The sequence below is a fragment of the Nocardia sp. NBC_01499 genome (genome assembly GCF_045040275.1).
Lineage (GTDB): Bacteria > Actinomycetota > Actinomycetes > Mycobacteriales > Mycobacteriaceae > Nocardia.
The window spans coordinates 7,251,721-7,264,261 of the sequence record NZ_CP109426.1 but is presented as its reverse complement, the minus strand read 5'-3'; the positions used below and the strand labels follow the sequence as shown (position 1 = coordinate 7,264,261).

Annotated in this window: 12 protein-coding genes; 9 read left to right on the top strand and 3 right to left on the bottom strand. The window is 67.9% G+C overall.

The annotated features are described in order from the left end of the window. Positions 1-186 precede the first annotated feature (186 nt). From OG203_RS33295 to OG203_RS33275, 5 genes are all read left to right on the top strand, one after another. On the top strand, positions 187-567 hold the full coding sequence (locus tag OG203_RS33295) for a DUF3499 domain-containing protein (protein WP_405168085.1): 381 nt from the start codon (positions 187-189) through the stop codon (positions 565-567). Between the two features lie 95 nt (positions 568-662). Further along, on the top strand, positions 663-2,039 hold the full coding sequence (locus tag OG203_RS33290) for a phosphomannomutase/phosphoglucomutase (protein WP_405161187.1): 1,377 nt from the start codon (positions 663-665) through the stop codon (positions 2,037-2,039). A 118-nt stretch (positions 2,040-2,157) separates the two neighbouring features. Beyond that, a complete protein-coding gene (locus tag OG203_RS33285; RefSeq protein ID WP_405161186.1) occupies positions 2,158-3,360 on the top strand; it encodes a tobH protein in 1,203 nt (400 codons plus the stop codon). Further along, a complete protein-coding gene (gene manA, locus OG203_RS33280) occupies positions 3,360-4,577 on the top strand; it encodes a mannose-6-phosphate isomerase, class I (protein WP_405161185.1) in 1,218 nt (405 codons plus the stop codon). The genes OG203_RS33285 and manA overlap by 1 nt, the downstream gene beginning before the upstream one ends. A 101-nt stretch (positions 4,578-4,678) precedes the next feature. After that, on the top strand, positions 4,679-5,599 hold the full coding sequence (locus OG203_RS33275) for a cation diffusion facilitator family transporter (RefSeq protein WP_405161184.1): 921 nt from the start codon (positions 4,679-4,681) through the stop codon (positions 5,597-5,599). Here OG203_RS33275 and OG203_RS33270 read toward each other — a convergent pair whose 3' ends face one another. Both OG203_RS33270 and OG203_RS33265 read right to left on the bottom strand, forming a co-directional pair. Beyond that, positions 5,600-7,054, bottom strand: a complete 1,455-nt coding sequence (locus OG203_RS33270) for a phytoene desaturase family protein (protein ID WP_405161183.1) — start codon at positions 7,052-7,054, stop codon at positions 5,600-5,602. 148 nt (positions 7,055-7,202) lie between these two features. Next, complete coding sequence (locus OG203_RS33265; protein WP_405161182.1) at positions 7,203-7,793, bottom strand: TetR/AcrR family transcriptional regulator; 591 nt, start codon at positions 7,791-7,793, stop codon at positions 7,203-7,205. Positions 7,794-7,992: 199 nt separating this feature from the next. Between OG203_RS33265 and OG203_RS33260 the strand changes: the two genes are divergently transcribed. After that, complete coding sequence (locus OG203_RS33260; protein ID WP_405161181.1) at positions 7,993-8,268, top strand: hypothetical protein; 276 nt, start codon at positions 7,993-7,995, stop codon at positions 8,266-8,268. After that, positions 8,265-8,675: a type II toxin-antitoxin system VapC family toxin gene (locus OG203_RS33255; RefSeq protein WP_405161180.1), complete on the top strand. Its 411-nt coding sequence runs from the start codon at positions 8,265-8,267 to the stop codon at positions 8,673-8,675. Before OG203_RS33260 ends, OG203_RS33255 begins: the two co-directional genes overlap by 4 nt. Before the next feature lie 58 nt (positions 8,676-8,733). Here OG203_RS33255 and OG203_RS33250 read toward each other — a convergent pair whose 3' ends face one another. Beyond that, complete coding sequence (locus tag OG203_RS33250) at positions 8,734-10,101, bottom strand: cation:dicarboxylate symporter family transporter (protein WP_405161179.1); 1,368 nt, start codon at positions 10,099-10,101, stop codon at positions 8,734-8,736. Between the two features lie 191 nt (positions 10,102-10,292). On the opposite strand from OG203_RS33250, the gene OG203_RS33245 reads away from it, so the two are divergent. Continuing rightward, positions 10,293-11,825 (top strand): ATP-binding protein, encoded by a 1,533-nt coding sequence (locus tag OG203_RS33245; protein WP_405168084.1) that lies wholly within the window; start codon positions 10,293-10,295, stop codon positions 11,823-11,825. Then, positions 11,822-12,520 carry a response regulator gene (locus tag OG203_RS33240; RefSeq protein WP_405161178.1) on the top strand — a complete coding sequence of 233 codons (699 nt, stop codon included), beginning with the start codon at positions 11,822-11,824 and terminating at the stop codon, positions 12,518-12,520. The genes OG203_RS33245 and OG203_RS33240 overlap by 4 nt, the downstream gene beginning before the upstream one ends. Positions 12,521-12,541 lie beyond the last annotated feature (21 nt).

The following is a 12,541-nucleotide window of genomic DNA, read 5'->3' as shown; positions in this document are numbered from 1 at the left end:
TGATAACCAACACACGGTGCGCGGCCCGCAGACCGCGCACCGACACGACCTCGGGTGCGACCGCACGGCCCGAGGCCCTTCGCCCGCCAGCGGCAGCCGCCGCGTAACGGGAGTTTTTGCCCGAATCATGAGCGTGTCTATCCACATCGGCACGCCGAGCGGGTTACTCTCATCGGCGTGATCCCCATGCGTCGTTGCTGCCGTCCAGGTTGCAAGAATCCGGCCGTCGCGACGCTCACCTATGTGTACTCGGACTCGACCGCCGTTGTCGGACCACTCGCGACCGTCGCCGAACCACACTCCTGGGATCTCTGCGAAACACACGGCTCCCGCATCACCGCGCCGAAGGGCTGGGAAATGGTCCGCCACGAAGGCGGATTCTCCTCCAGCACACCGGATGACGACGACCTGACCGCGCTCGCCGAAGCGGTCCGCGAGGCCGGGCTGCGCCGCCGCCCGCCGGAACACGACCAGCGCGGCTACCGCGACTACACGCCACCGCCGCAGCGCACCACCCGCACCGGCCGCCGTGGCCATCTGCGCGTACTGCCCGACCCGCCCTCCTGAACAAGCCGAGGACCGGGTCAAACCCAAGCGGCGCAACCACTGCGCTCAACCCACCCCGTCGGCTTCGCCGACTGCCATCCCCTAGGGTGGTGGGCATGACAGTCGCCCGCTCTGCCGAATTCGTAAACGCGGTGATCAAGGCTTACGACGTTCGCGGTGTGGTCGGTGAACAGCTCGACGCCGAATTCGTCACCGATATCGGTGCGTCGTTCGCCAGGCTGATGCGCGCGGAAGGCGCGACGCGGGCCGTCATCGGACACGACATGCGCGACTCCTCCCCCGAGCTGTCGGCGGCCTTCGCCGACGGTGTGCTGGCGCAGGGCCTCGACGTGGTGCACATCGGGCTCGCGTCCACCGATCAGCTCTACTTCGCCTCGGGCAGCCTGAACTGCCCCGGCGCCATGTTCACCGCGAGCCACAACCCGGCCCGCTACAACGGCATCAAGATGTGCCGCGCCAAAGCCATTCCGGTAGGCCAAGACACGGGCCTGGCCACCATCAAGAGCGAAGTCGCCGAGGGCGTCCCCGGCTACGACGGCGCGCACGGCACCGCGACCAAGGTCGACCTGCTCGCCGACTACGCGAGCTTCCTGCGCGGCCTCGTCGATCTCAGCGCGGTCCGCCCGCTCACCATCGCGGTGGACGCGGGCAACGGCATGGGCGGCCACACCGTGCCCGCCGTGTTCGACGCGCTGCCACAGGTCACCATCGTGCCGCTGTACTTCGAACTCGACGGCACCTTCCCGAACCACGAGGCCAACCCGCTCGATCCGAAGAACCTGGTCGATCTGCAGGACCTGGTGGTCAAGTCGGGCGCCGATATCGGACTCGCCTTCGACGGCGACGCCGACCGCTGCTTCGTGGTGGACGAGAAGGGCGACCCGGTGTCCCCGTCCACCATCACCGCGCTGGTCGCCGAGCGCGAACTGGTCAAGGAACCTGGCGCGGTCATCATCCACAACCTGATCACCTCGCACGCGGTGCCCGAGCTCGTCACCGCGCTCGGCGGCACCCCGGTGCGCACCAGGGTCGGCCACTCGTTCATCAAGCAGCAGATGGCCTCCACCGGCGCGGTGTTCGGCGGCGAGCACTCCGCGCACTACTACTTCCGCGACTTCTGGGGCGCCGACTCCGGCATGCTCGCCGCGCTGCACGTGCTCGCCGCGCTCGGCGAGAAGGACCGGCCGGTGTCGGAGCTGATGGCGGCATATGAAACATATGCGGCCTCCGGAGAGATCAATTCCACAGTGCCGGACGCGAAGGAGCGGACATTGGCTGTGGTGGAGGCATTCGGGGATCGGACGATCTCGGTGGATAGGCTGGACGGCGTGACCATCCAGCTCGCCGACGACGCCTGGTTCAATCTGCGCGCGTCGAATACCGAACCGCTGCTCAGGCTCAACGTCGAAGCCCGATCGCCGGAAGAAGTAGACGTACTCGTAACCGAGATTCTGAGCATCGTCCGCTCCTGACTGGAATAGTGGAATCACAGGCCTTGGATTCGTCCACCTCGAGCCCGGCGTGGCAGCTGACCCGGGAGCGAGCGAGGGCGGAAACGACTCAGCGCGATGAGGGGAGGTGGGACGCCCGATGATCGCTGGAACACCGGTGCTCGACCTCGATGACGCCGCTTCGCTCGAGGCGGCCGATACCGGCGGCGCCCTGCGCTCGGCCGCCTCGGGCGGCGCTCAAGTCCGTGCCACCGCGGCAGCCGTCGGTGAGGACGCGCTCGCGCGCCTGGACGGCCTGCGACCGCGCAGCGTGGTACTCGTCTCCGGCTCTGGCCGAGCCGCACGGGCCGCGAGCCTGCTCGTCGCCGCGCTCGGCGACCGCGCCGGGCTGCCCGTCGTACCCGTCACCGCGCTGCCGCCCTGGGTCGGCCCGCTCGATGTCGTGCTTGTCGCCGGTGACGACGCCGGCGACCCGCGCCTGACCGACGCGGTAGATCGTGCGCTGCGCCGCGGCGCCGAGGTGGTCGTCGCCGCACCCATCGAAGGACCGATGCGCGCCGTCGCGGCGGGCCGGGCCGCCGTGCTCGCGCCTCGGGTCCAGGTGCTCGATCACAATCGCCTGCTGCGCTTCCTTGCCGCCGGGATCGCCGTCCTGCGCGCGGTCGACCCGCAACGCAGCGGATCGTTCGTGCCAGACCTCACCGAGCTTGCCGACGTGCTCGACGCGGAGGCGTTGCGCGCCGGGCCGACCAACGAGGTCTTCCGCAACCCGGCCAAAACACTCGCCTCGCGGATGCATCAGCGCGGTGTGGTGTTCGCGGGCGACTCCCCCGCCGCGGCCGAGCTGGCCGAGCACGGCGCCGAGGTGCTGCTGCAGTCGGCGGGCCGGGTCGCCACCGCCGTCGATTTGGCCGAGGCGGTGGCCGCCAAGTCCCGAATGGTCGAGGCCGCAGGCGAATCCGCGCCCGGCTTCGATCCGCTGTTCCACGACGAGGAACTCGACGGGCCGGTCCAGGTGGAACGCATCCGGGTGTTCGTGCTCAGCGCCGACCCCGACCAGTCCGCCGCGCGGCGCCGGATCGCCGTGTTCGGCGGCACCGGCTCCAGCCTGGTCGACGCCGACCTGGTGGCCGCCGAGCTCGATCTGCTGCACACCGGTCTCATCGACCCGTCCGTGCCTGCCCCGCCGCGCCCCGAGGAGCCGGCTCCCGGAACCGGCGGTGAACTCGAACAGCTCGCTGTGCTCGCGGTGCGGCTGGAAATGGCCGCCGCCTACCTACGGCTGATCGGCACCCGAGGCACCGCGACCGACGACCAAGGGCAGTTCGGGGGAAGTTACTAGTGCACGAACTCGTTGGTGCGCTGCGCTCGTATGCCTGGGGCTCGCGCACCGCGCTCGCTCAGCTGTGCGGCCGACCCGTTCCGTCCGCGCATCCGGAGGCCGAACTGTGGTTCGGCGCGCATCCCGCCGACCCGGCGCACGTCCTGATCGATGGCGACAGCCGGTCGCTGCTCGATTATGTCGCCGAGGATCCGAAACGCGAATTGGGCCCCGCCGCCCAGGAATTCGGCGGCAAGCTGCCGTTCCTGCTGAAGATCCTGGCCGCCGAGGAGCCGCTGTCGCTGCAGGCGCACCCGAGCACCGCGCAGGCACGCGCGGGATTCGAACGGGAGAACCGCACCAATGTCGCGTTGGACTCGCCGATGCGCAACTACCGCGACGACAACCACAAGCCGGAACTCGTTGTGGCACTGGACCGATTCGAGGCGCTGGCCGGCTTCCGCGATCCGAACCGCACCGTCGAACTGCTGCGCGCGCTTCAGGTCGACGGCCTCACCTCGTTCGCCAACCTGCTTGCCGCGCAACCGGATTCCGACGGCCTGCGCACCCTGTTCACCACCTGGATCACGCTGCCGCAGCACGTGCTCGCGACGCTGCTGCCCGAGGTGCTCGACGGCTGCGTGCGCTACCTGTCCGGAAAAGGCAAGCGCGAGTTCACCCCTGAGGCGCGCACCACCCTCGAACTCGCCGAGGCCTACCCCGGCGACGCCGGTGTACTCGCGGCCCTGCTGCTGAACCGGCTGACCCTGGAACCCGGCCAGGGACTGTTCCTCGCGGCCGGTAATCTGCACGCCTACCTGCGCGGACTCGGCGTGGAGATCATGGCCAACTCCGACAATGTGCTGCGCGGCGGTCTCACCCCCAAACACGTCGATGTGCCGGAACTGTTGCGGGTGCTCGACTTCGAACCGATCAACCTCCCCGTCGTGCTGCCGGAACCGGCAGGCGACGGCTCGGTCCGCTACCGCACCCCAGCACCGGAATTCGAACTGCGCCGCTTCGACCTCACCGAAGGCTCGGCGCAGGTCCCGCTCACCGCGGCGGGTCCCGGCATCGTGCTGTGCACGGCGGGGTCGGTGCGACTGCTGCACGGCGAGGCCGAGTTGACGCTCGAGCGCGGCGCCGCCGCGTGGATCTCGGCCGCCGACACCGACATTCGCGCCCGCGCGCTGGACGGCGCCGCCCAGCTCTTCTGTGCCTGCGTCGGCAACGTGTGATTCGCCGCTGCGGCGGTGATCGGTCAGGCCTCGGGTATCCGGCGGCCCGCACACGCTAAGTTAGCCAGGATCGGACAATTCGGAGAGAGGACGTCCAGGGCATGTCGGCTGGTGGTGGCAAGAAGGCGATTCTCGCCGCGTTGTCGGCGAACGCGGGGATCGCCGTCGCGAAGTTCGTCGGCGCGCTGATCACCGGTTCCGGCTCGATGCTCGCCGAGGCGGTGCACTCGGTCGCCGACACCGGCAACCAGGCCCTGCTGCTGCTCGGTCAGCAGCGCGCCGCGCAGGAGGCCGACGCGCTGCACCCGTTCGGATACGCGCGCAATCGCTACTTCTACTCGTTCATCGTCGCGCTGGTGCTATTCACCCTCGGCTCCGGTTACGCGCTCTACGAGGGCGTGCACAAGGTCCAGCATCCGGAGGAACTGAGCTCGCCGATCGTGGCGATCGTCATCCTGTTCATCGCGATCACGCTGGAGTCCTACAGCTTCCGGACAGCGATGCGCGAATCCGCGCCGCTCAAGGGCAATTCGAGCTGGTGGCGGTTCATTCGTAACTCGCGCAGCCCGGAACTGCCGGTGGTGCTGCTCGAGGACACCGGCGCGCTGATCGGTCTGGTGTTCGCCTTCGCCGGCGTCGGACTGACCATGCTCACCGGCGACGCGGTGTGGGACGGTGTCGGCACCCTCGCCATCGGCGTCCTGCTCGGCGTCATCGCCATCGTGCTGATCGTGGAGATGCAGAGCCTGCTCATCGGCGAAGGCGCTACCCCCGCCGAGGACCGGCTCATTCGCGAGAACCTGGTCGACGGTGACCGCATCGACCGCGTGATCCACCTCAAGACCCAATACCTCGGCCCCGACGAGCTTTTGGTGGCCGCCAAGATCGGCGCGGTGCCCGGCCTCGATGTCGCGCAGCTCGCCACGGCCATCGATGACGCCGAAGCACGCGTCCGCGCCGCCGTGCCAGCGGCCCGCGTGATGTATCTCGAACCGGATCTCTACCGTTCCGAGTCCGTCTAGCTAAGGGTTGCGGAGCAGGGCCAGCGGGTCGGTCGTGATGCCGAAGCGCTGGCGCAGCACGCTGCGGGCGGCGTGCAGGCCGGACATGCCGTGCACGCCGGGCCCGGGTGGGGTCGACGAGGAGCACAGGTACACGCCGGGAAGCGGTGTGGCGTAAGGGTTCCAGCTCGGGGTGGGACGGAAGGCGAACTGGCGCAGGGTCATCGCGCCCGCCGAGATGTCGCCGCCGATGTAATTGGCGTTGTGCGCGGGCATTTCGGCCGCGGTGTAGACATGCTTGGCGAGGATCAGGTCGCGGAAGCCGGGGGCGAAGCGCTCGACCTGGGCGATGACCGTCTCGCTGACGTCACGGGTCGAGCCGTTCGGCACGTGCGCGTAGGTGTAGAACGTCTGCTTGCCTGCCGGAGCGCGAGTTGGATCGACCACACCGGGCTGGATGGACAGCACGTACGGCCGCTCCGCGTGCTGCCCCGCGGCGCCCGCGCGTTCGGCGGCCATGGCCTCGGCTCGGGTGCCGATCAGGTGCACGGTTCCGGCGCGATCGAGGCCATCGGCCTGCCATGGCACCGGGCCGGCGAGTGCGAAATCGACCTTGCACGCGGCGCCGCCGTAGCGGAAATGCCTGAGCCGCTTGACGTATCGGTCCGGGAACCGATGGCCCGCGATGCGAAGCATTTCCGCGGGCGCGAGATCGAGCACGACCGCGCGTGCGTCGTCGAACTGCCCTAGGGAGTCGACGCGGTGGCCGGTGTGCACCCGGCCGCCGAGGCGTTCGAGCTCGGCGATCAGCGCGTTCGGGATCGCCTGGCTGCCACCCCGTGGGATCACCCAGCCGCCCGCGTGCGCCAGCGTGCCGAGCAGGAGTCCGGCGCCCGCGGCGGGCACGCGGCGCGGCGGGGTGATCGCGTGGGTGGCGACACCGGTCAGCAGGGCGGGGGCGGCGTCGTCTTGAAACCTGGTGTTCCACAACGGTGATCCCTGCTCGAGCGTCCGCAGGCCGAACCGCAGCGCGGTAAGCAGGTCCCTGGGTGGGCGGCGCAGGTCCGACATCGCGAAGTCGACCACCGCCGCCCAGTTCCGCACCAGCGGTTCGAACAGCGAACGCCAGGTGGCACCGTCGCGGCCGAGACCATCGACGGTCCGCTCCAGATCACGCCAGGCAATCCCCGCCGTGCCGCCGTCAAGCGGATGACCGTAGGACGCCTCCGGCGTAAGTAGCTCGACGCCGTGCGCCGCGAGATCGAACGCGCGAAAGAACGGGGACGCCAACGCCATCGGATGCGCACCGGCACACACGTCGTGCTGAAATCCGGGCAGCGTCAGTTCGGCCGTGCGCGACCCGCCGCCCGCCGTGAACTCGGCCTCGTACACCTCCACCGAGAGCCCGGCCTTCGCCAGAATCACCGCGGCGGCGAGACCGTTCGGCCCGGAACCGACGACCACAACATCAGGCATGTCTTCACGCTACCGATCGGCACACCTCGGCCCGCGAAATGCGCGCCCAATCACACCCGGCCTGCCGGATCGGGACGAAGGCGTCGCCCAGCACCGCAGACCGAGGTCGATTCGGTCCGCGGGAACGGGATTCGCTCACGGTATGCGGCTAGGCGGGATCCGCGCCGACCGCGGCCAGCCATTCGGCGACCAGAATGTCGAGGCGCTGTTCGCGCAGGTCCGGCCGGAGGCGGCCGTGCGCGTCGAGGGTCGCGAGGCCGTGCAGCGCGCTCCAGGCCACCTCGGTGCGGGCGCCGAGGTCCGCCTCGGCGACGAACGGGCGGAACAAGGCCTCCAGTTCCGCGAAGCAGTCGCGCAGCGGCTGCGGCGCGTCCAGGCCCCAGACGAGGTCGACGTTCATCATGAACATCGCCTCGTAGCGGGCCGGGTTGGCGGCGGCGAAATCCAGATAGGCGCGGCTGACGCGGGACAGCGCGTCAGCCGGGCCCGCCGCCTCATCATGGGCCTTGCGCAGCACGACGGCCAGGTCCGCGACGCCCTGCAGGGCCACCGCCGTCACGATCGCCGACTTGCCCGCGAAGTGGCTGTACAGGACGGGCTGGCTGTACTCGATGAGCTCGGCAAGCCTGCGCACGGTCACCGCCTCCCAGCCCTGCGATTCCGCCAGCTCACGCGCGGTATCGATGATCCGCTGATGACGTTCGGCTCGTTCACGTTCCTTGCGGGCCTGGGGACTCATGACTAAATACTAGCAGTGCTAGACAAACTACCGAAGCTCCGTTATGGTTGCTCTCGAACCTAGCGACGCTAGGCAGATGAGCAAGACCGCACTAAGAGCACCGCCCTTACCCAACACCACCTCAACCCCGAGAATTGGGCGTCCTGACACTGGCTGCCGACCGTATCGGGATCGGCCAGTCGCTCAGTAGACTCAGAGCATGACCGCAGCACACGAGTACGAAGAGGTCCATCGCCTGGTGGATCATCTGTCGACCACTCAGGTTCGGCGGCTGCGGTTGCTCGTCGCCGAAGATCCCGAGCTCGGCAAGATCGCTGGCGAGCTTGCCGAAGCCCACGATGCGGGCAAAGGATCCGACGCTGTCGATATGCCGCGTCGCCGATCCTTGGGTTTCATCGGCACTCTCGAAGCGGAACCCGATCTAGCCGAGCGGTCGGCCGAGGTAGTCAGAGAGGGCCTGGGCGGCACCGAGTGATCATCCTGGACACCGGGCCGATCGTCGCCGCCATCAACAGTCGCGACAATCGGCACAAGGAGTGCGCCGATCTACTCGAGACAGCGGAGGGCCCACTGATAGTGCCCGCACCGGTGCTCACCGAGGTCTGTTACCTACTGGAGCAACGCAGCGGTACGCATGCAGAGGCAATGTTCATCGCCGCCCTACTGGATGGCGGCCTCGAGCTGGAGCCACTGACTCACCACGACCTACGGCGTGTTCACGAATTGATCCTGAAGTATGCGGATCTTCCGCTCGGGTCGGTTGACGCATCGGTCATCGCCGTTGCCGAACGCTTGGGCGCGCTGAATGTGGCGACGCTTGACCTCAAGCATTTCCGCTTGGTTCGCCCTCGCCACCTGTCGGCATTCAACCTGCTGCCTTGACTCCGGACAGCGCGAAGGGCCCGCAGATCCTGCGGGCCCTTCGTGTTTCACAGAGCAGCTAGGCCGGAACCAGGTCTTTGGTGTCGGGCTCCTGCTGCGGCTGCGCGCCGTGGTCGTTATCGACCATGGTTTGTTCGTCGAAGGGAAGTTTGCGGTTGAGCACGTCGCGGGTGCGCTCGATGTCGATGGTTTTGGTCCAGGTGCCGATGAGCACGGTGGCGACGGCGTTGCCGGAGAAGTTGGTGAGGGCGCGGGCCTCGGACATGAAGCGGTCGATGCCGACGATCAGGCCGACGCCGTCGAGCAATTCGGGGCGGTGACTCTCCAGGCCACCGGCCAGCGTGGCAAGGCCGGCACCGGTGACACCGGCCGCGCCCTTGGACGCCACGATCATGAACAGCAGCAGGCCGACCTGCTCGCCGATGTTGAGCGGTTTACCCATCGCATCGGCGATGAACAACGACGCCATTGTCAGGTAAATTGCAGTCCCGTCCAGATTGAACGAATATCCGGTCGGCACAACCACACCCACGGTCGTCCGCTCGACGCCCATGTGCTCCATCTTCGCGATCAACCGAGGCAACGCCGACTCCGACGACGAGGTCGCGAGGATCAGCAGATACTCACGGGCCAGATAGCGGACCAGCTTCAGCACCGACACCCGAGCGATGGCCCACATCATCACCCCGAGCACGCCGAACACGAATATCAAGCAAGTCAGGTAGAACGCGATCATCAACGTCCCCAACTTCACCACGGCGTCCAGTCCACTCTTGCCGACCAGATTCGCGATCGCGCCGAACGCACCGATCGGCGCGAGCCACAGAATCATCACCAGCACGCGGAAAACGAGCTTCTGCACAATCGCGACACCGCGCACGATCGGCTCACCCGTCTTACCCATCGCCTGCACCGCGAACCCGACGAGCAGCGCGATGAACAGGGCCTGCAGCGTGCTGCCCGAGGTCAGCGAGGAAAACATGGTCGTCGGGACGATGCTGGTGAGGAAGTCCCAGGTGCCGCCGGCGCTGTGTGCGGTCTTCGCGAGATCCTTGCCGGCACCGACGGTCTTGCCGATATTCAATCCGGTGCCCGGCGAAATCACATTGCCGACAACGAGCCCGATGACCAGCGCGACGGTCGACATGACCATGAAGTACGCGATGGTCAGCCCGCCGACCTTGCCGACGGTCGCCGCCGACCGGATCGAACCGATGCCGAGCACGATGGTGCAGAAGATGACCGGCGCGATCATCATCTTGATCAGATTGACGAAAATGGTGCCGAGCGGAGCAACCGACTGCCCGAACCCTGGCGCGAGCCAACCCACGAGAATGCCCGCGATCACCGCGAGAATGACGGCCAGATACAGCCAGTGGGTGCGGTCACGCTTGCGTGGTTGTGCCTCCGGTGTTGCTTCGCTCATAAGTGGTGATGTCCTCCGAGGTGGTGCCGACGTGAGGTGCCTCACGCCCTCCAGGCAGAATGATGACGGTCCGGGTGACGCCGGTCACGGTTTGGTGCATTACGTTCAGCGGAGGAAAGCAGCTAGTGAGACGCGGTCGGCTATCCCTGGCCGGTCAGGCCTTCGCACTACAGCTGATCGTGCTGACCCTGATGGTCGCCGTCGGCGCGGTGCTCGCGGTGCTCGACGCCCGCCATCACAGCGACGTGACGACCACCCGCGAGGTGCGAGATGTCGCGGTGAGTGTGGCTGAGGCTCGGTCCACCCTGAGTGCCGTCTACGCCCCCGACCCCACCGCACTGCTGCAACCGGTGACCGAGCGTATCCGCACCGCGACCGGCATGGACTTCATCGTCGTCATGGCGCCGGACCGCACCCGCTACACCCACACCAACACGGCCATGATCGGACAGCCGTTCAGCGGGAACATCGACCGCGCGCTGGCCGGGGAGACGTTCACCGAGACGTTCACCGGCACCCTCGGCCCGTCCATCCGCGCGGTGACGCCGGTCTACGACGGCGGGCGCGTTGTCGCGCTGGTGTCGGCCGGGGTGACCCGCGCCAAGATCGGCGACCAGGTCGCCACGCAGCTGCCGCTGATCCTCGGCGTCGCCGCGGCGGGTCTCGCGGTCTCTGGCAGCGGGTCGTTTCTGCTGAGCCGTCGGCTGCGCAGGCAGACGCACGGCCTTGCGCCCGACGAGTTGCGCGCCATGTATGAACAGCACGACGCCGTCCTGCATTCGATCCACGAGGGACTCGTGGTCTTCGGCATGGCGGGCGAGCTGGCCGAGGTGGTCAACGACGAGGCGCGCAGGCTGCTCGAACTGCCCGACGGCGAGGTGCGCCGCGGCGACCTGCCGACCTCGATGCAGCAGATGAGCTGGGGCGTTGTCCGCGACGAGATGCACGTGACCGGCGACCGCATCCTGCTCATCAACCAGGACATCGTCACCTGGGAGGGACGGCCGATCGGCACCGTCATGACGATCCGCGACCACACCGAATTGCGGGCGGTGATGGGCGAACTCGACTCGGTGCGCAGTTTCGCCGAATCGCTGCACGCGCAGGCGCACGAATCGGCCAACCGGCTGCACACCGTGGTCACCATGGTCGAGTTGGGCCGCTATCAGGACGCGGTGGAGTTCGCGACCTCGGAACTCCAACTGTCCCAAGCGCTTATCGATCGACTGCTGGACGCGGTCGGCTCGCCCGCGCTGGCCGCGCTGCTGCTCGGCAAGGTGAATCAGGCGGCCGAGCGCAGCATCGAGTTGACCATCACCGAGGAGACCGCGCTCGACTCGATCGAGCCGCTCTCCCCGCAGGAAACGGTGACGCTGGTCGGCAACCTGATCGACAACGCCATCGACGCCGCCGCCGACAGCCCGTCGGGCTGGGTGGAGGTCACCGTTGGACACCGCGGCGATGCGACCGGCGAAAATACCGACGGCGTTTCGGCAGAACAGGATTCAGCGTTGTATGTGCGCGTCGCCGACAGCGGGCCCGGCATGTCGGAGCAGACATTCGCGCGGGCCTCGCAGCGCGGCTATTCGACAAAGGCCGACCATCACGGGCTCGGCCTCGCGCTGGTCCACCGCCTGGTGGCCCGGCACGGGGGAACCATTCGTACCGAACTAGATCCGGAAAGCGCGGTAACCGTGACGATTCCGCGAAAGGACGCACAGTGATCCGAGTGCTGATCGTCGAGGACGAACCACTCATCGCCGAGGCACACCGCGCCTATGTGGACCGCATCGAGGGCTTTACGCCCGTCGGGGTGGCGCACACCGGTCGCGAGGCGATGCGCGCGGCCGCCGACGCCGCGGCCGAGGGCACGCCGATCGACCTGGTGCTCATGGATATCGGGCTGCCCGATGCCAGCGGCCTCGATGTCGCGGCGGCACTGACCGGCCTCGCTCCCCGACCCGACGTCATCGCCATCACCTCGGCCCGCGACCTCGCCATGGTGCGCACCGCCGTCTCGCACGGCGTTGTCCTCTATCTCTTGAAGCCGTTCACCTTCGCCGCTTTTCGCGACAAACTCGACCGCTACCGCGAATTCCGCACCGCCCTGCCCGCGGGCGAGACGGCGGTCTCCCAGCACGACATCGACCGCGCACTCAGCGCGCTACGCACCCCCGACCAGCGGGCGACGACCCCCAAAGGTGTTGCGCCACAGACCCTCGACGAAATCTCGCGCACCGTGCGGGCGGCGCCCGATGGCATCACCGCCGCCGACACCGCGACCACCATCGGCGTCTCCCGCATTACCGCGTGGCGTTACCTGGAGAAGCTGGCCGACGACGGATTGGTCACTCGCCGTTCGGATTACGGTCGCGCGGGCCGTCCGAAGACCCGTTACGTCTGGAAAACCAAAGCGTGACCGAAGCCTTCGCGCAGGCAA

What these genes read in the sequence shown, in the direction of transcription:
- OG203_RS33295 (WP_405168085.1), top strand. Translation starts at nt 187, where the DNA reads ATGCGTCGTTGCTGCCGTCCAGGTTGCAAGAATCCGGCCGTCGCGACG.
- OG203_RS33290 (WP_405161187.1), top strand. Translation starts at nt 663, where the DNA reads ATGACAGTCGCCCGCTCTGCCGAATTCGTAAACGCGGTGATCAAGGCT.
- OG203_RS33285 (WP_405161186.1), top strand. Translation starts at nt 2,158, where the DNA reads ATGATCGCTGGAACACCGGTGCTCGACCTCGATGACGCCGCTTCGCTC.
- OG203_RS33275 (WP_405161184.1), top strand. Translation starts at nt 4,679, where the DNA reads ATGTCGGCTGGTGGTGGCAAGAAGGCGATTCTCGCCGCGTTGTCGGCG.
- OG203_RS33270 (WP_405161183.1), bottom strand. Translation starts at nt 7,054, where the DNA reads ATGCCTGATGTTGTGGTCGTCGGTTCCGGGCCGAACGGTCTCGCCGCC.
- OG203_RS33265 (WP_405161182.1), bottom strand. Translation starts at nt 7,793, where the DNA reads ATGAGTCCCCAGGCCCGCAAGGAACGTGAACGAGCCGAACGTCATCAG.
- OG203_RS33260 (WP_405161181.1), top strand. Translation starts at nt 7,993, where the DNA reads ATGACCGCAGCACACGAGTACGAAGAGGTCCATCGCCTGGTGGATCAT.
- OG203_RS33250 (WP_405161179.1), bottom strand. Translation starts at nt 10,101, where the DNA reads ATGAGCGAAGCAACACCGGAGGCACAACCACGCAAGCGTGACCGCACC.
- OG203_RS33245 (WP_405168084.1), top strand. Translation starts at nt 10,293, where the DNA reads ATGGTCGCCGTCGGCGCGGTGCTCGCGGTGCTCGACGCCCGCCATCAC.